Source organism: Streptomyces sp. NPDC092370, from assembly GCF_044755265.1.
Lineage (GTDB): Bacteria > Actinomycetota > Actinomycetes > Streptomycetales > Streptomycetaceae > Streptomyces.
Genome location: NZ_JBIVQO010000020.1, coordinates 11,820 through 29,223 on the forward strand (window position 1 = coordinate 11,820; position 17,404 = coordinate 29,223).

12 protein-coding genes and 1 pseudogene are annotated in these 17,404 nt (G+C 67.3%); 4 read left to right on the forward strand and 9 right to left on the reverse strand.

The window, feature by feature from the left end:
• Positions 1-560 precede the first annotated feature (560 nt).
• Together ACIQHQ_RS36230 and ACIQHQ_RS36235 are read right to left on the reverse strand one after the other, a co-directional pair.
• Positions 561-1,229 (reverse strand): hypothetical protein, encoded by a 669-nt coding sequence (locus ACIQHQ_RS36230; RefSeq protein ID WP_402620717.1) that lies wholly within the window; start codon positions 1,227-1,229, stop codon positions 561-563.
• Positions 1,226-1,828, reverse strand: a complete 603-nt coding sequence (locus tag ACIQHQ_RS36235) for a sigma-70 family RNA polymerase sigma factor (RefSeq protein ID WP_402620720.1) — start codon at positions 1,826-1,828, stop codon at positions 1,226-1,228. Before ACIQHQ_RS36235 ends, ACIQHQ_RS36230 begins: the two co-directional genes overlap by 4 nt.
• A 1,419-nt stretch (positions 1,829-3,247) precedes the next feature.
• Between ACIQHQ_RS36235 and ACIQHQ_RS36240 the strand changes: the two genes are divergently transcribed.
• From ACIQHQ_RS36240 to ACIQHQ_RS36255, 4 genes are all read left to right on the forward strand, one after another.
• Positions 3,248-5,176 carry a protein kinase gene (locus ACIQHQ_RS36240; protein WP_402620723.1) on the forward strand — a complete coding sequence of 643 codons (1,929 nt, stop codon included), beginning with the start codon at positions 3,248-3,250 and terminating at the stop codon, positions 5,174-5,176.
• A gap of 152 nt (positions 5,177-5,328) precedes the next feature.
• Positions 5,329-6,477: a ParA family protein gene (locus ACIQHQ_RS36245; RefSeq protein ID WP_402620726.1), complete on the forward strand. Its 1,149-nt coding sequence runs from the start codon at positions 5,329-5,331 to the stop codon at positions 6,475-6,477.
• Positions 6,474-7,592 (forward strand): ParB/RepB/Spo0J family partition protein, encoded by a 1,119-nt coding sequence (locus ACIQHQ_RS36250; RefSeq protein WP_402620729.1) that lies wholly within the window; start codon positions 6,474-6,476, stop codon positions 7,590-7,592. Before ACIQHQ_RS36245 ends, ACIQHQ_RS36250 begins: the two co-directional genes overlap by 4 nt.
• A gap of 777 nt (positions 7,593-8,369) precedes the next feature.
• On the forward strand, positions 8,370-9,734 hold the full coding sequence (locus ACIQHQ_RS36255) for a hypothetical protein (RefSeq protein ID WP_402620732.1): 1,365 nt from the start codon (positions 8,370-8,372) through the stop codon (positions 9,732-9,734).
• A gap of 52 nt (positions 9,735-9,786) precedes the next feature.
• Here the strand turns inward: ACIQHQ_RS36255 and ACIQHQ_RS36260 are convergent, their stop codons facing one another.
• From ACIQHQ_RS36260 to ACIQHQ_RS36290, 7 genes and pseudogenes are all read right to left on the reverse strand, one after another.
• Entirely contained in the window at positions 9,787-10,254 is a 468-nt protein-coding gene (locus tag ACIQHQ_RS36260) for a hypothetical protein (protein ID WP_402620735.1), read from the reverse strand.
• Between the two features lie 1,069 nt (positions 10,255-11,323).
• On the reverse strand, positions 11,324-11,707 hold the full coding sequence (locus tag ACIQHQ_RS36265; protein ID WP_402620738.1) for a DUF6009 family protein: 384 nt from the start codon (positions 11,705-11,707) through the stop codon (positions 11,324-11,326).
• 190 nt (positions 11,708-11,897) lie between these two features.
• Entirely contained in the window at positions 11,898-13,427 is a 1,530-nt protein-coding gene (locus ACIQHQ_RS36270; protein ID WP_402620740.1) for a phage/plasmid primase, P4 family, read from the reverse strand.
• Positions 13,424-14,482, reverse strand: a complete 1,059-nt coding sequence (locus tag ACIQHQ_RS36275; RefSeq protein WP_402620907.1) for a bifunctional DNA primase/polymerase — start codon at positions 14,480-14,482, stop codon at positions 13,424-13,426. Before ACIQHQ_RS36275 ends, ACIQHQ_RS36270 begins: the two co-directional genes overlap by 4 nt.
• Positions 14,483-15,365: 883 nt before the next feature.
• A pseudogene (locus ACIQHQ_RS36280) lies at positions 15,366-15,639 on the reverse strand (hypothetical protein).
• A complete protein-coding gene (locus tag ACIQHQ_RS36285; protein WP_402620743.1) occupies positions 15,639-15,872 on the reverse strand; it encodes a hypothetical protein in 234 nt (77 codons plus the stop codon). The pseudogene ACIQHQ_RS36280 and the gene ACIQHQ_RS36285 overlap by 1 nt, the downstream one beginning before the upstream one ends.
• 743 nt (positions 15,873-16,615) lie before the next feature.
• On the reverse strand, positions 16,616-17,377 hold the full coding sequence (locus ACIQHQ_RS36290) for a hypothetical protein (protein ID WP_402620745.1): 762 nt from the start codon (positions 17,375-17,377) through the stop codon (positions 16,616-16,618).
• Positions 17,378-17,404: the final 27 nt, after the last annotated feature.

Genomic DNA, 17,404 nt, shown 5'->3' on the forward strand with positions numbered 1-17,404 from the left:
ACCACCTCCGGCACCAGCGATGACAAAGAACCCCTCCGGTCAGCAGGTCCCTCTTGAGGAAGACCATGTCCTCTACGAACGGCGGGTTGGTGAGGACGGGGGCGGGCCCACGCGGTGGGCCCGCCGTCGGCGTCAGTGGCGGCTCTGCCACCACAGGATGAGCAGGGTCACGGCTCCGCTGCCGAGCCTGTAAGCCGCGCCTTGCAGGAACTGGGCATGGACGCTGTGTCCATGGCGTCCGACCCATTTCCGCAGGTGGCCGATGGTCCTGGCACGCCACCTGTCCATGCGTGCCAGGTGCCTCGCCCAGGGTTTGGCGCTACTCTCGTCTTCCATACGGAGTTCCTCTCGTTTTTGGGCGTGCTGGAACACCGCGCAGGGAGCCCTCCCAACTCAGAGGCCTAGGAAACCTGTTGGGGATGCAGGGCTCCTTCTGCGCGTTCTGGGAGTCTAACGAGGGGTGCTGATCAGAATCGGGCGCTACCGGCTGTCATGGTTGAAAGCGTTGAACGCGTTGAATGAAGTCGTTGACGGCTGGGAGCGATCCCGCTCCCAGGTGGTCATCGGCGGGTGAAGTCGTGCAGCCGGTCGGCGAGGCGCCGGTCGGGGCGCTGGACGATGATGCAGGAGCCGGTCTTCTCGGTGGCCAGGCGGTCGACTTCCATCTCAAGCCCACCGGTGGGGGCGCTGGCGAGGCTGGAGCCGGTTCTACGGACGTACATCGCGACGGCCTCCAGGGTCTCGAGGAAGGCGTCGTCGGGGGCCTCGGAGTCGAGGACGTCGTCAGTGACCACGTGCAGCCAGTGTCGCGACTCGCGAGACTCGCCCAAGGCGAGGTGGTGCAGATGCAGGCAATATGCAGCGGCGCGGTGGCCGGCCCCGGCGGCGAGCTGCCACCAGAACTGGGCGCTTTCGCGGTGGTCGGTCAGGTGGAGCAGGCAGGCGAAGACGAGGGCGCCGTCGACATCCAGCTGATCCACGCTCACCGCGTCGGGTTCTTGGGCGAGGCGGTCGACGTGGTCGGCGGCGTCGGGTTTGTTGAGGATCCAGCGGCACACTACAGACAGCCGCTGCCGTGCCTGGGTGGCACGGACGGTGTCGGGGTGCGGCTTGGCAGCGACGGCGGCCGCGTCGGCGGCGAGGCGGCGAAGGGCAGCGCCGACGTCGAAGCCGTCACGTGGCGAGGTAGGGATGCGGGCGTCGGCCAGAAGTGCGTCGATGGCGGTCACTGTCCTGTCCCCTTTTTGTTCTTGGCAGGAGTTGCGGGCAGGTCGAGGCGGATGCGCAGGCGTTCCTTGCCCTTACGGCCGTGGTAGTCGACGGTACGGGTGTCCAGGCCCATGTAGCGGGCGATCCGCTTGGTGGGGTAGCCAAGCAGGTGGCGCAGGACGATGACGGTGAACTGGCGGGTGGGCAGCTCCAGGATCGCCTCGTACAGGCCGCCGGCGCTGCTGTTGAGCTCCAGCTGGTTGCGGACCGCCTCGAGGTTCTGCGCTATCGGGCCGTTGATGAGGAACGCCGGGGGGCGTCCGTCCTCTTCGAGGCGGCGGGTGACGCCGCGGTGCAGCACCGCAAGGGTCTGCTGTTCGAGGTCGCCCTGCTGTAGGAGCTCGTCCCAGCCTCCGAGGATCTCCAGGAACACCTGGTGGACCACGTGTTCGGCGGTGCGGCGGCTGCCGAGGTGGATCTCGGCGAAGTCGTGGAAGAACTCCTGGTGCCCCAGGTAGAAGCCCTCGAAGTCGATGGGCAGATTGGGAGGGGCCTGGACGGGCTGGCCGTGGCCGCCGTCCTGGGGCGATACGTCAGTGGTGACGTCGCCGTTGCCCATGCAGTCCTCCAGGCGGTGACACCGGTCCTCTCCGTTGAGGCCGGCGGGATCGGACGCGGGTCAACTCGCCCGCGTGAGAACCCCGTTGGGTTGGGCCCTCACGCACCACCCTGGCGTTTTTCGGGTCCGGAAACTCATACGACCCTCGGAAATCGTGACTCTGCGATCTTCTCCATAAACGGAACGTGATTACCATATTGGCTAGCGTGTTCGAAAATGGGCCGTGAGCTGCGACAATTGGCCCAGCTGCGAAAGTTCTGATTTCAAGAATCGTCGGACTCGTGGCATAGGTCACACTGGCCTCGCCACTGCGTGGACATCTCGCGAAGCGCAAGCCGCCACACACGGCCGTCTGTGCGCACAACCGATCCGCCGCCACCCGTTCGGGTGGGGTGCGTTGCCGCTGACATCCCGGTGCCCACGAGGTGAAGACGCGCCGACCGCAGCCCCGAAGGGGGCGAAGATCGGAACACCCCCGCGTCGGCGGGGAGGACACCAAGGGACGCCAGGCGCGCTCCGCCCACCATCCACGGTCCCCCGCCGTGCCTTTAGCGGTCTCGCCGGTACGGCGAGCGGGACGCTCAGGGTCTTCGCCCAGGGTGAGGTCCAGCGGCATGGTCAGGGGTCAGGGCCACAGGTTCACCAGGCAGAGGCCGAACGGCTGTGGCGGACCATGGACTGTCACCCCTGCGTCCGTGGCGACTGCTCCTGGGCGGGGTCATGGAGCTACGGGGGCCAAACGCTCCAACGGGTCTGAGCGGACCCGTGGCAACCCTCTCCTTGTTCGGCAGGCGCCGCCGAACAGACGGGATTTGCACAGCTAGGACCCACGCAATCCAAAGTCCGACCACCCATATACGCGTGACTCTGTCACGCCAGAAGCAAGGAAGTGTCATGCCTTCTACATGGCACAACCGGCGTCAATCCTTGGGTACCGAATCATCCGGCACTGACTCGCACGTGGTCTGAGCACTGCTGGTCTTGGCCTTGGTGGCTTCTGGTTCTGCTCATCGCAGTCGGCCTCGCCTACGTGGCGTGGCGCCACCCGTCCTTGGCAACCCCGCTCGTAGTGGCGTGCGGAGGCGTCACCTTGCTCGTCACGCTTGCTCTTGCTTTGGCCCGCCGGTAACGGCGGCCGTACGGGCATCGGCGCGTGACCGCCGGCCAGGTCGGCGGTCTGCGCAGGCGCGGCATCGGCTTCCAGTCGCTGCACGAGTCGCTCGACACCACCACGCCCGGCGGGCGCTTGACTCCTGATATGTGAGCGGTGGCCGCAAGGCGTCCTGGAACTGACCAGTTGCCGGACGGCGTCGCTTGGATCAATACGTCTGCTCCCGGACGCGTGCGAGGTTCAGGACGTGCGAGTGATGACGGTGAGCACCGTGGAATCTCCATCTCGCTGGAGATCTGTACGGGAGAATGCGCGCAGTTCTGCAGGAAGTGGGGGAGCCAGTGGCACAGCGGGTCATCGCGGGCAGGTATGAGCTGCAGCAGTTGCTGGGCCGGGGCGGGATGGGGGAGGTGTGGGCGGCCCGCGACTGCGTGATGGAGCGTTCCGTGGCGGTCAAATTGCTCCAGGCGCATCTCGGGACGGCCGAGGGTGAGGAGTTGTTCTTCCGAGAGGCCCGCACGGCGGGGGCGTTGAGTCATCCGGGAATCGTCACCGTCCACGATCTCGGACGGGACGGCGACGGCACGCTCTACCTGGTCATGGAGAAAGTTCCCGGCCGGAACCTGGGCTTTGTGCTGCAAGACGGCCTGCCGCCGGTCGCGGACATCCTGGCGTGGACCGCGCAGACCGCCGACGCGCTGCACGCTGCGCACAGCGTCCGTATCCTGCACCGTGATCTCAAGCCCGCCAACCTGATGCTCACCCCGTCGGGCAGCGTGAAGATCCTCGACTTCGGAATCGCCCGCTACATCTCCACCCTGACCGTTGCCAGCCGCGTCGTCGGCACTATCGCCTACATGCCGCCTGAGCGGCTTCTGGGCAAGGTCGGCGACGCCCGCGGGGACCTGTATTCGCTGGGCTGCGTGCTGTACGAACTGCTGACCGGCCGCACCCCATTCGGCGGCCTGGACACCCCCGCCCTGATGTACGCCCACGTACACACCCCGCCCCCACCGCCTTCCAGCCACCGCCCCGGCCTGCCGCCTCACCTCGACGCACTGCTGGCCGAACTCCTCGCCAAGGAACCGGGCGACCGGCCCGCCAGTGCCGCCGAGGTCCGTGACCACCTCAGCCACCCACCCGCGTCCTCGCTGGCTGAGCAGAGCGCCCGCGCCGTGGAGACACGCGCGGCCGCGCGTGCCGAGAAGTTGCTGGCCGAAGCACAAGAGGAAGCCGCACAGATCCGGCGGCGGGCCCAGCAGCATGTCACGCCGCAGGGCAGCGAGTTGGCTGTGCCGGACCGCGCCCTTGGCCCTGCGAAAGTTCTCCGGCTGTCTCTCGTCAATGAGTTCCGTACGCTCACCGAGCCGGGCAGCGAGAACTGCCAGGCTCTGGTCCGACCCGAGCTGGCCCGTTCCGCCGAGCCTGTAACACTGCTTCGCCCGGATCTGGGCGGACTGTGGCGAACCCTGCACCTGCTCGCGCTGCGTCTTCCCGTGGAAGACGCAGCCCGGCTCAGGACACGCTGGCGTGCGATGGCCACGGACCTCTTCTACGGGGTGGATGGGGACGGGCTGGTCCCAGGCCTTCCTGGAGTCGTCGAACCTCTGCCGCTGCGGGCCCCGGAGTCCGTCATGACGCAGCTTGCGATCCGCGATCACGCCAAGGCGCTGCTGGCACGCGGCGGGGTCACGGACGTCGAGATGGCCGGGAAGCTGCGCTACCTCTTTGCCCTGATCCAGGAACATGCAAGCGAGAACCGGCTCCTGGCCCAGTACGACTCCGGTCTCGTCGTGGCCCTCGAATCCCTGACGGGCGGCAACGTCCGTCGGATCGGCACTGGCGACGTTATGGACCAATACCTGCGACAAGTCGACGCACAGCTGGCCGACCTCGCCCTTTCTGCAACACATGCCCCTCTGCACCAGCACACCCTCGTGAACGCGGATGAAGCACTGGCCGCGCTTCTGCCCGATCCGGTACCCAGCCGGGACAGCTGGTGGCATCACAGGCGCCGTGCGCTCCAGAAGAAGTTGACCCCCTACCTCGCCTCAAGCGGTTTCGAGATTCAAGCCCACGGAACGCTGCCCGCCGTCGCCAGCGATCAGACTAAGAAAACCAACATCGCCTCCGACAAACGAACCGGAGACGCCATCCTCTGGTGGCTCAGACTGCCCTACCGGACACAGCACGGGAGCTGGCAGAAGGGCCGCATGATCCACGAAAAGCTCCGGTGATCCCTCGGCCGAAGGCTCCGCAGAGCCCGACAGTGCATCGCCTCCTGGGCCCGGGCTCGCAGGGAGCGAAGGTATGGGGGCAGCCCGCTCCAGGGTGAAAGTTGGGACAGCTCAGCGGCTGACACCGCAGTGACCTAGTAATGTTCGGCCTCATGAGCATCCCCAGCCCGAGGGGGGAGCGAGAGAAACTAATCACTTCCCTCACCCCCGAGTTGCGCAGACATCTGAAGATCCGCGCTTTCGAGCACGGAATGGACATCCAGGACGCGACTGAGCACGCCATCAAGGCCTGGTACGAAGCTGACGGCCTTCCTGAGGTGAAGACCGACGGCGCGAAGACCTGGGGGACGTTCCTCCCGGTCGGCGAGCCCGACAGGTTCAAGGGGGCGTGCTCGGATCGAGGCGTCACCTACGTACAGGGGCTGGCCCAGGCCCTCACTCTGTGGCTCGGCAATCACCCCTCGCCTACAGCGCCATTGGTGTCGCAGCCAGTGGTGCGGGTGATAGTGGCCAACCAGAAGGGCGGCGTGGGCAAGACGTTCATCTCTTCCGGCATCGCTCAGGCCCTCGCGGAGGCCGGCCATCGGGTGCTCATCGTCGACTACGACCCGCAGGGGCACCTGACCGCAGAGCTCGGCTTCGAGGACCTCATGTACGAGGACGACGTCGAGACCCTGATGATGCACATGGACGGATCCGCCAAGGGCGACATACACGACCTGCTGGTGTCCCTGGACGGTGAGCGGTTCGGGGATCGGCTCCACCTGCTGCCCGCATCCGACGACGCGTTCCTGCGCGACGTCGCCCTGTCCAAGGTGAGCTTCAGTGAGGCAGCTCTGGAACGGGCCATGGAGCCTCTGGAAGCCGACTATGACGTCATCATCATCGACGGCCCGCCGAGCCTGGGCCTCAACATGGACACGGCCCTGTACTACGTCCGTCGGCGTGACGGAGAGCTCGCCGACCGGTCCGGGCTCATCACACCTGTCTGGGCGAACAAGGCGTCTCACAGGGCGTTCCGTCTCCTGAAGAACCAGAAGGACGACCTGTGCGCCAAGGGCCGGATCCAGGTGGACTACCTCGGCCTGATCATCAACGCGTACGACAGCCGCCGCGGCAAGCTCGTGAAGCAGAACAAGGACGAGTGGGAGAAGAGCAGTTCCCCGCCGGTCCTGGCCGTGATCGGGGACTTGAAGGAAGGCCGGGAGGCGGCAGACGGGGAGATCCCGCTGTTGGAGTACGCCCCCGACAGTGAACACGCGCAGGTGATGCGCGACTTGGCGAAGGAGCTTGCCGTATGAGTCCCACTCAGCGGGTCACCCGCGGATTCAGCATGGGGGAGGACGGTGAGGCCGGCGAGAAGAAGGAACCGCGCCGGGTCCGAACCCGTGCGCAGATCATGAGCGGTGAAGGCAAGCGGCCTCCGGCCAAGGTGGAGCTCAAGCTGCTCGCCGGTAACCCGTTCAATCCGCGGGAGGAACTCACCGAGATCGAAGAGACGGCAGAGTCACTGCGTATAAAGCAGATCCAGCCCGTCACTGTGGTGCGGCGTTCGGCCTTCCTGAACGCGTATCCGGGGCACGAAGGTGAGATCGGGGAGGACGCCGAGTACGTCGTCATCGACGGCAACCGGCGGTTGGCCGCTGCTGAGCTGGCTGGTCTCGCCGAACTTCGGATCGATGTGAATGACGATCTCGCCGCCACGGCGGCGGACGTTGTGGAGTCAGCGCTGATCGCGAACGTTCACCGCGTCGACCTTCCTCCGCTGGACCAGGCGAAGGCGATCCAGGGGCTGGTGGAGATTCACGGGTCGCAGGGATCGGTGGCCAGGAGGCTGGGGAAAACGCCGGCCTGGGTGTCGCAGCGTCTGGCGCTTCTGGAACTCACGCCCGAGCTTCAGGAGCAGGTGGAGACGGGCCAGTTGAAGGTGGAGCCAGCTCGCCGGATCGGCCGACTGCCCAAGGAGCAGCAGGCGGGCGAGGCCCAGAAGGCCATCGCAGCCGCCAAGGCCCCCCGCCAGCGCCGCAGGCCTGCGGCGGAAGAGTCGAGCAGCGCCTCCACCGTTAACGGCGTTAATACCCCCGGGGGTGCATCGGCGTCAGTCCCTGGCGCCTCCTCGATCGTTAACGGCGTTAACACCCCCAGCCCCGAGCCGGTGTCGGTCACTGGCGCATCAACCGTTAACGGCGTTAATACCCCGGAGACCGAGGAAGGGCCCCGGAGCGAGGCCGGGCAGCCTCGTCGGCTGCCATACGGCGACGCCTTCTCCGTTGTCACTCACCTGCATCTGAAGATGGAGTCGGAGGTGTTCGTGGAGGGTGCTCGCGTGTGGCTGCGTATCCTCCGTGATCAGCATCCTGCCGAGTACAGCGCGCTTCTCCAGGAGCTGTCCCAGCAGGAGCATCAATCAGCTTGAGGCTGGTCTGAAACGCACGAAGGACCGTACCCCCAGCGGTGATTCGCTGGGGGTACGGTCCTTCGTGTGCTCAGCCGGGCAGCGAGGCTCTCGCCCCGCGTAGCCGAGCTGCTTCGGCTCAGACGCTGTTCAGTTCTCCGCACGTGCATAGTTGCATTTGCCGCCCGGGGACGGGTGGAGCGCTGACGGGCGGGACCTATCTGTGTGGCGTGGCGCGGTTCAGACCACGGGAGGTTTCGGGGGCTGCGCCTGCCCTGGCGCATGTGTTGACGTCCGGGACGCGTAGCGCATGTCGTCCGGGTCGCTGCGCCGAACCGCGACAGTAGGGCGTGAGCGACGCGATCGGTGTCGACCGTGTCAGGAAAGGCGCACAGACGGGAGTAGAACAGGTCGTCCGCGGCGAGGCTCACCCGGCGACCGCTTCCAGCTCGGAGGGCTCGTGGTCGGCGGTGCCCTCGGGATCGTGGTCCTGGTCGTCGACCCTGTCGCCGTGGAGGGTGCTGACGACGTCCGGGGCACTGTCCACGGCGCCGGTCAGCGCCCTGTGCAGTCGGTGGCCGAGTAGACAGGTGCTTACGCCTGCTGGGTGCAAAGGTCGATCTCGGCCAACAGCAGTCGTGATCGCGTCGCATCCGGCGTGTCGCCCATGCGTTCGATCACTCCACCGGTAGACCTTCCCTCGACCACACGTTCGGATCACTGATTCGGTCCGCATGAGTTCGGGGGTTTTCGATGCACATACCGTGGCTCAGACGCGCCGGTAGACAGGCGCTCACCATGGCGACCACGGTCGCCCTGCTGTCGGCCGTGCCGTCTATGGCGCAGGCAGACGCGTCGGCGGATCTTGAGGTTGAGTCATACGTCCTGCCGATTGGTTCAGCGACGCCGTCGCTCGAGGAGTTGCAGAGCGAGGACGGCATGGAACGTCTGCGGGACATTGCCCGTCGCGCGGAGCCGATCGCGCAGTTGCCGCACGAGACGGTGGGTCCTGCGGCGTCGCACGCGCGGCTGGCGACCCAGCCATCTCGCACCGCACCTGTCGGTTCAACCGCCGGGCCGACGCCCATGATTGCGGCACCGGAGCCGGCCCGCACGATGACGCTCGATGAGTGCAAGAAGGGCCTGGGCACGGACAAGAAGTTCTACTTCACGTCCCGGTTCGCGGCCTGTTCGGGTGCTTCGTTCGTGCAGACCTGGCTCGTCAACGGCAGGCCTTCCGGGGTGAGCATGTTCAACGTGCGGGTCGTGGGAACGATCGCCAAGAACAGCCGCACGATCAACTTCAAGTACTACTTCACCGAGATGGAATCTCAGGGCACCACCGAGGCTCCCGCGATGAAGATCGGCACCAAGGGGAAGATGCCCAACAGCTGGCCGTCAACGGTCCGCTACACCAGGGGCGGCAACATGCCCGGAACGAAGACCTTCGCCGAACTCAAGGTGCTGCGCGCGTTCAACGAAACCGTCAACGCCAAGCCCGGGCAGGGCAGTCAAGGCAGCACCGACCTGATCGCGGCCATCTACCAGCCGTCCATCACCATCACACCGCCACCCAACGCCAACATCACCGGCGACCTCAAGGGGGACCTGTTCTTCCTGCCGCCGCGCTGGGACGCCGCCAAGTACCTGGCCAACTCCACCGGCGGCGGCAACCCTGACAAGAGAGGCGCAGCCTCATTCGCCTACATCGGCATGCTGAACTACAGCGCGAAGGCCGGCGCCAAGGAGCGGGCTGCGGCTCAGCACATCAAGACTGCGTTCACGAAACCGCAGGACACCAAGCCGTACATGTCGGCGAAGAAGGTGCCCGGTCAGACGCCCGACACGCCGCTGCACCGATTGGTCAACCAGACTCGCAAGGACGACAACCGCAAGGCGGCGGTCAAGCAGTGCAAGCGCTACTGGGGCGCCAACTACACGCACGGTGGCACGCGCGAGTGCGACGAGTACCCCTTCGCCACCACCTATGAGGGCGCCGCGGAGCACGACTACGACGCGGACGCGAAGAAGTTCAACTTCTCCGTGAAGCCCATCGCAGAAGCAGACAACGGTGCGGGCGGCAGCCTGCTGCTCAGCTTCTACGCCAAGAACCGGGTCATCGACGGAATGGAAGACGGCTTCATCGTGAAGATCGTCTCCTGACGGGCCCACGGCGGGGGCGCCGAACTGCCGGCGCCCCGCCCCTGGACGGCGCTCAGGCCGTTGCCGGCCAGAACTGCACGAGGTACTTCTCCACGCCTTCGCCCGTACCCTCCTGTTCCGACAGTGCCGCAGCTTCCCTGCGCCCGGCACAGCTCACCCGGACCCGCCAGGAGCCCCCCGAATCAGCAAGCGTGATCACATCATCGGCGCGCCCCAAGTCCATGGACCACACAGCTACTTCGCCGCTGGTCGACTCGAACGGGGCCTCAGCCTGCTCGTCCCACCGGGAAGGATCCTGCTGGGGCGGCTCCCCGTCCCAGACCTCTACGGTGACCGCAGCGGTATGTGTGTGGCCGCCGCTGTAGATGTCGAGACGCCCCGGGAAGTCGTTCAGGAACACGCCCTGCTTGAAGTCGTCAGGGAAGGGGACGGGGAGGTCACCGTCATCGGACTCCTGAAGCCCGAAGCCGTGATGCCCCACATCCGCATCAAGGTGTTGCTGCCGGACAAGCTCAGCCATGAGAGCTCCTTGAGCATGACAAACGACTGGTCATCCCCGTGATCCTAAGTCTGCCCCCCCTCGGGGCACAGAGGCATCGCCTTCCGGGCGGTAGGCAGCCGTTCTGACGGTCAAGATGGCTGATCTCGGCTGAAAGCGGGCCGTGATGCGCTGGACCGCATCAGGTGGTCGACAGGTCCGGAACGCAAAAGGTGGCAGCCGGCGGTGTCCTTGCTCTGGACGCGTAGCGTGGCCATCCTCACGCTGTAGCGCCAGCGCCGTGACGGTGTCCGCAAGCGGGGTGGCAAGACCGGCCCGTCAGCCGCCCGACTCGGTCGCCGTGTCCAGGTCCACGAGGATCTCGGCGAACTGCTGCGGTAGCCCCGCGCCCGTCAGAATGCACAAATACGCTCGGCCGGCGTACTCAGCCAGGGACCCGGCGACGTCGCCGCTCAGTGCAGGTCCTGCCGCTCCTTCTGCCCACCGCTCCGCTCTGACCAGCGCGACGCTCACCGCCAAGAGTTGCGGCGGCCAGGTAAAGATCACCGTATCCTGTCGCCCACTCGTACGGCGGGCTATTCGCCCCCAACCACTCCGGTGGCTGCGAGGACTCCAATGATGATCAGGAACACTCCTGCGATCAGCGGACCAGTCCGCACGGTGGACCCCCAGCGGCTGCGTTCGCCCTGCCGAAAGCGTTGCGCTGGCTTGTGGCGGCGCGCGCGAATTTCTTCCTGTAGATGATGAGTCCAAGGCCTGCGAGGATGCCGAACGCCGAGAGGAAGATACGCACCCAAACTCCTGGTATCGAAATGTGGGCCTGAGCCCGCCCACGGGACTGGGGGCTGGCAGCGGCTCTGTCGATCGCCCAAGTGCGTCTCGCTGACGTCATCAACGCAGAGACCGCACCCCGGCTGTCTGGGGTGCGGTCTTGATAGAGCGCCGGGCAGGCCTTGCACCTGCATCTCCCCACAGGAAGCGGGGCATCTTTCCTTGGACCACCAGCGCGAGGCACACCTGCAGTTTTCTGCGGCCCGCTCACGATCAATATAGGGCAGTACTGCCACCAGCGCGCTACACCGCGCATAGCTCACGCCCGTGTGCCGGTTATGGCGGCAGGACCCCTCTGCGAGCGGGGGGTCTTCTCCCCGACCTTCCTTACATCGATGGTCCGGGGGTCGACGGCCTCTCCGGGGGCGCCTTCTTGGTAGAGGCCGTCGGGTTGGGCGTCGCGGTCGTGCGGGAGGAGGAAGAAGACGCGGCGGCGGTAGAGGCCGCTGTCAGGGTCGGCTTCGGCGTGGTCGTCGAGTTCGGCGTAGCCGACCATGCGGCCGTCGCGGGCGTAGCGGGGTTTGTTGCGGCGGCGGGGGGTCTTGTCGAGGGCTTGGCGGACGTAGTCGAGGTTTTCGGGGTCTTCCAGCCACACGACGTGTGCTTCGTGGGTGAGATCGCCCTCGGTCAGTAGCGAGCTCATAGCTGGTTGCCCTCCTTGGTGTGCGGGGCTGGATGGCGGTCCGCCTCGTGGTGTGGTGTGCCGCCTGTTGTAGAGCTTGCCCTGGCGGCTTCATGGTAGGCCGGGCCGGTGAGGGCGGGTAGGGGCATCTGGGCGCCCTGAGGGGCGGGGCGGTGGAGCAGTGGTTCGCTGTGGTGGTGCGGGGGTTGGTTCATGAGGGTGTATCCAGCAGGGCGAGGCCGGGGTAGTACTTGCGGCCGTTTGATTTGATCATGTCGGCGGGTGAGGCGAGGCCGACTTCCTGCCGGACGCGGGTGGCGAAGGCGCGGGCGCCGGCGGGGCGGATGCCTTCGCCGCTGCTGCACCAGGAGGCGTAGGTGGTGTAGAGGAGGCCTTGTTCGACGCGTAGGTCGGGCTGGGTTTCGAGGTCGCGGGTGCAGCATTCGGTGAGGAAGCGGCCGATGTGGTCTTCGGTGTTGGCGTACGCGGTGGTGGCGATGCGGACGCGGTCGGGGCCTTCGAGGTTGTCGCGGGTGGTGAGGTAGCGGCGGGCGCCCTCGATGAGCCACTGCAGGATGCCGGGGCCTTCGTCGCGGACGAGTTCGAAGGCCAGGTTGTCAATCTTGCGGTGGTCGGGGACGGTGCGTTCGAAGGGCAGCAGGCGGATGCGGCGCCAGAACGCGAAGCCGCCGGTGGACACTTCGGGACGGTGGTTGCCGAGTAGCCACAGGTGGTGGGTGGGGCTGAAGGAGAAGTAGTCCTGCCGCATGCGGCGGGCTTTGATTTTGTCTCCGCCGGTCAGGAGCCGGACACGGGCTTCGTCGAACTTGTCATTGGGCTTGAGTTCGCTGCAGACAATGAGGCGGCGGCCATGGAGTTCGGTGAGTTCGGTGGAGTGCTCGGAGAATGCGCCGCGGTCCATGAGGAATCCGGGTGGGGCGGCGTCGGCGTAGTCGCCCAGGATCTGGATCATGGTGTCAAGCAGGACGGATTTGCCGTTCTTGCCGTGTCCGTGGAGGAAGGGCAGGACCTGCGCGCCGACGTCACCGGTGATCGAGTAGCCGAGCAGCAGGTGCAGGAAGTTGATCATTTCCTGGCCTTCGGCGTCGTCGCCGAAGGTGTCGTGCAGGAAGCGGTGCCAGCGCGGGGTGGGGGTCTGCTGGGGGGCCACGCTGGTGGCGCGGGAGTGGAAGTCGCGGGTGGGGTCCGGTTTGCGGAGCAGGCCGGTGTTCAGGTCGACGACGCCGGCGGGGGTGCACAAGGCGTAGGGGTCACCGTCGAGGGTGTCGGGATCGACGGAGAGGTCCGGGGATGCCTTGGCCTGGGTGAGGAGCGCCTTCATCCCGGTGGTGGACAGGGTGCGTTTTTTGTGGTGGTGGAGCTCGCGGTCGCTGAACAGGCCGCGCGGGTCGCTGTTCGGCATGCCCTCGGCCATCTCGCCCGCGGCCCACAGGGCGGCTTTCTCGCCGCCGGTGCGCTTCCAGCGGTAGCCGTCCCAGGAGAACCAGCCCAGGCCTTCGACGTGGCGGAACTGGTCGCGGTAGAGCTTGACGAACAGTTTGGCGTTGCCGCGGTCGGTGAGCGTGCCGGGCAGGAGGGCTGGTTCCGCCCAGGAAGGGGTGGCTGGCGAGGTGTTGGCCTGGGCCGGCAGGGCTGCGGGCGGAGGGGCGGCCTGTTCGAGGTCCAGCATCTGCTGAGCGGCGGCGCTGGCGTCGAAGCGCGGGGTCTCGGCGCTGCTCATGAACGTCCTTCGAGGTGGAGCGGGCGGGCGGCCCCGGCGGCGAGGCCGTCGTCGACGATGCGTTCGTTGCGGGCACTCTGCCAGGGGCGTGCAGCCTCGGCAGCCTCAAGCAGCTGGGTTCGCGCGGTGCGTTCGTCGAGATGCCCGGCTGCCGTGAGTCCTCCGGCTGTGTATGCGGCCTTGTTGAGCTTTTCGGTGAAGGCCGCGCCTTCACGCGTGACCGCGCACTCAGCGACCTCCAGGAGCAAGGGTTCCAGGACACGTTGCCCGCTGGCAGCGGTTCGGGGATGGCGGGAACGGGGGACCTCGGGCTTGCGGCGGACCGGTGGGCGCTGGATCACGTGGCCGGTCCTCACGAGTTCTTCGCCGAGCCATTCAGGCAGGGGCGCAGGCAGTCGGGTCGACCCTTCGCGTAGGTAAGTCCCCTGGGTGGTGCGAGTGGTGGGCGCGACGATGTAGCCGCCGTCAGCCCGTACGTCGACCTGCCATGCCAGGGCGACCTTTGAGCTGGATCCGGTCGAGCAGCGGAAGCGTGTGGCTGGATGGGGGTTTCGGTACCAGACGTGCAAACCACCGGAGGGGGTACGCACGCGCAGCGTGCTGTCGTCGTCGGCGGGACTGGGTTGCCGGCGCAGTGCCGCCAGGAGCGCGAGGGTGTCGAAGCCGGACGCCAGACCCTCCAGGTCGACAGAGTCGTGGATGGGGATGCCAGGCAGGAGGCGGTTGCGGTCGGGGACCGGCGCGGAGTGTGCGTCGATATCGATGACGATCAGGTCGGCTCCCCCGCAGGCCACGCCGACGCCCCAGGACGGCGTGCCGGACCACCAGGCGTCGATGCGCGCGACGTTGGTGGTCGCGGCATGGAACCCGTGGCATGGACGGCCTGCGGGCAGGCAGGGGCAGTCGGCCGACTGGTGGTGCTGGTCTTTGCAGGCTGCGCAGTTTCCCGCAGGCGTCTTGCGGCCCGCCGCAAGGGGATGGACAGGCCAGCCCTGCTCAGCGCACCACCGGGCAACGGCATGCGGTGTGGCAGGCCTCGCAGGGCCTGCAGGCACTCTCGTCGCGCTGGGGCCGGGCACGCGTCGTCCTTCTTCGAGGTTCTCGTTTTCCTTCAGTCCCTGACAGGCCCAGCTGGTGCAGTGACCGCATGCTGCAGCGAGGGTCCCAAGGGACTGTAGGGACTGTGTTTCGGAAGAGAGTCTAGAACCCAAGGACGATGGCGGGCAGCAGCTCCCCCGCGTGGCGGCCTATCAGCTTTTCGGGTCCCTACGGTCCCTTGAGCCGCCCCACGGCACAACCCACGGGAGAAAAGTCTGAATTGAGAGTGACTGGAGGGACCGTAATTCGCATAACCGGCAGACGTATGCCCAACCGCGCGGCTGGGACTGGAGCCTGAGTGGGGCCGTGAGCTAGGCCGGACTTCTCACCGAGCAGTCCCCCCGGGCGGCTTCAGCCGCCAACCCGCCACGGAGCAGCAGGGACGCATCCGCCCGCCGCAGCCCTACGGTCCCTCGCCACAGTCCCTGCACATCTCCGCAGGTCGGAGGCGCAATGAGCCACTCGCAAGGGACCGTAGGGACTGAAATCTGCAATTATCTGCCAGCTACAACTGTGTACAGACAGATGCGCCCGCGCGTATCTGCACACCAAAGCTGGCGCATAATTCCGAAGCAGAGTCCCTTGAGTCCCTTTACTGAGACTCATACCCGCTTGACCTGCACTTTTGTCCAGGGACTGAGGAGCAGGGACCGAAGACGACACAGTCACTGGTCACCAGAGATCTGGGACGCCTACGAGTTCACGAGTACGTGGTCCCGGCTTGGCGACGCTGAAGACGCCGGATGGCTCCCGGTTCTCGGAGCTGGAACGGCTGCACCGACCGCCGACGTGGACGACGGGCACCGCGTTCGCCTGCGCGCTGGCCGCAACGTCCGGCGGCTAGACCTCGATGTAGGCGACGACCACGACGGTGCGCAGCGCGGTGACGAAGTACAGGACGCGCACCTGCTCGACTTCGTCGGCGTACTGGCGCAGTGCGGGTGCGGCGGTGTTGCTGGGGATCGGTTCGCCGACGTCCGGGTCGACGGAGATCACGACCAGGGCGCGGTCCAGGGCGTGGATGTCCGCCTCGCTTGGTGATGTTCTCCAGCTGCTTGGCGGCGGAGTCGGAGAAGGCGATCCGGGCGCGGCGCGGGCCGTGGGGCTGGGCCATCAGACGCCGGCCGGGCGCTGGGCAGCGAGCCGGGCGAGATGGGCCTCGCGCAGTTCCTCCCACGGCGTGCAGTCCTCCACCGAGGGCAGGCCGTTGGTGGCGATGTCTTCCAGGACTGCGGCGAGCTGGTCGGCGTTCTCGCGGGTCTTGGCCGCGTACGCGCGCAACCCGTCGGCGGCCGCGGGCTCCAGCTGCTGCCGGGCGTGGTCGGCGGGGGCCGGCTGTTCGCTCATCGAGGGCTTCAGGGGCAGAACTGGCGTCTGCTCCAACGGTATCGGCCGCCTCGGGCCCTGGGGACCACTCCGGACGAACCGGCTCGTACGAGGAGGCGGGCCCCAGGGACCCAGGTGGACCCAGCTTCCGGCGGGTTCCGCGGACACCAGGGAAAACACCGGTCTCGGGACCCAGGGACCCAGGTTCCGGGGCGGTTGCTGGGTCCCTGGGTCCGCCCGCTGGTGATGACACAGATCAACTGAACAGTGACACAGATGAGCGTGTCCACCTGGGAAAACAGGGGGTGGATGACACAGATCGGCCGGACTGTTCAGGCGGGCAAGGGATCGAATCCGGATGCGGTCCGTAGTCACTCTGAGAGGACTGTCACGCTGATCGGCAAGGTGGCCCGAATCCGGGGGCGGGCCCGTGATTCCGGGCCGAACCGCCAGCGTGACACCCCAACGTGACAACCGGATCGGGGTGCGTGACAACGGTGAGCGTGACAGCGTGACAGTCACCCTCGGTGATCACGGGAGCGTCTGTTCCCTCGGCTTCCTTCCAGGCTCACAGGTCACCTCCCAGGAGCGCGTCTGCCTGGGGAAACAGTCTTCCCACGTCCCAGACATCACAGGTGTTCCGGGGTATTTCCGGCCTCGGCCTCCCAGGTCCCTCCCAGGTCTGTCCCCCAGGCGCTGGAGGTCTGGGGGACAGCGGAGCGTGAGTGCCGACGCGTGCCTGAGCGGGCCGTGCGATTACTGCGCTACGACCGGGCTCGGGCGAGGAACACGGCGAGGGCGCCAGCGGCTTCTGGTTCGGTGGTGGCGAGCCGGGCCGCGAACGCCAGCTGGTCGACGTCGACGCCGGGGACCAGGCGGGCGAGTTCGGCGAGCAGCGCGGCGTGCGCGAGGACCGGCAGGGTGAGATGGCCGGCCGCGGCCTCGCGTGCGGCCGGGTCGCGATAGTGCCCGAGGTGCGCGGCGAGGGCGTGGGCGAGCCAGGCGTGGACGTCGGCCTGGACGTACCCGCCCGCACGGCGGGTGAGTTCGTCGCGTACGGCTTCGTCCCCGTCGCGGGGCTCGGTCTGCTCCAACGCGCCGAGCTCGCGCAGCGCCTGGAGCTCATCGGCACGGGCCGCGATCCGCGCGGCCTCGCGGAGCTCGGCTTCCCAGGCGGCGGCGGCCGCGGCGTCGGCGGCGAGCTCGGCCTGGACGACGTCGTCGGCGTCGGGGTCGTAGCCGGTGCCCGGCGCCGCGTCGGCGAGCAGCTGCGCGATGCGCTCCCACTCCGCGAGCTCCGCCGGGCCGCGGACGCCGTCGGCCAGGTCCTCGTGCCTGGAGTCCTGCCGGGCGTCGAACCGCGCGTCCTCGAGGGCCGCCGCGACGGCGTCGGCGTCCGTCCCCTTCGCCCGGCGCCGTACGACGCGGCGGCCGATGCGGGCGGGGTCGACCGGCTCCCTGGGCGCGGCGGCGCGCGGGGCGAGCGGGCGGCGCGCAGTGCGCCGGGGCGGCCAGGGCGTGGTCATCATCGGCCTCGTATTCGTGGTGCGGAT

Excerpts from the sequence above, each read along its gene's own strand:
- ACIQHQ_RS36285 (WP_402620743.1), bottom strand. The coding sequence starts at position 15,872 with ATGAGCGAACAGCCGGCCCCCGCCGACCACGCCCGGCAGCAGCTGGAG.
- ACIQHQ_RS36290 (WP_402620745.1), bottom strand. The coding sequence starts at position 17,377 with ATGACCACGCCCTGGCCGCCCCGGCGCACTGCGCGCCGCCCGCTCGCC.
- ACIQHQ_RS36250 (WP_402620729.1), top strand. The coding sequence starts at position 6,474 with ATGAGTCCCACTCAGCGGGTCACCCGCGGATTCAGCATGGGGGAGGAC.
- ACIQHQ_RS36235 (WP_402620720.1), bottom strand. The coding sequence starts at position 1,828 with ATGGGCAACGGCGACGTCACCACTGACGTATCGCCCCAGGACGGCGGC.
- ACIQHQ_RS36240 (WP_402620723.1), top strand. The coding sequence starts at position 3,248 with ATGCGCGCAGTTCTGCAGGAAGTGGGGGAGCCAGTGGCACAGCGGGTC.
- ACIQHQ_RS36265 (WP_402620738.1), bottom strand. The coding sequence starts at position 11,707 with ATGAGCTCGCTACTGACCGAGGGCGATCTCACCCACGAAGCACACGTC.
- ACIQHQ_RS36270 (WP_402620740.1), bottom strand. The coding sequence starts at position 13,427 with ATGAGCAGCGCCGAGACCCCGCGCTTCGACGCCAGCGCCGCCGCTCAG.
- ACIQHQ_RS36260 (WP_402620735.1), bottom strand. The coding sequence starts at position 10,254 with ATGGCTGAGCTTGTCCGGCAGCAACACCTTGATGCGGATGTGGGGCAT.
- ACIQHQ_RS36245 (WP_402620726.1), top strand. The coding sequence starts at position 5,329 with ATGAGCATCCCCAGCCCGAGGGGGGAGCGAGAGAAACTAATCACTTCC.
- ACIQHQ_RS36255 (WP_402620732.1), top strand. The coding sequence starts at position 8,370 with ATGGCGACCACGGTCGCCCTGCTGTCGGCCGTGCCGTCTATGGCGCAG.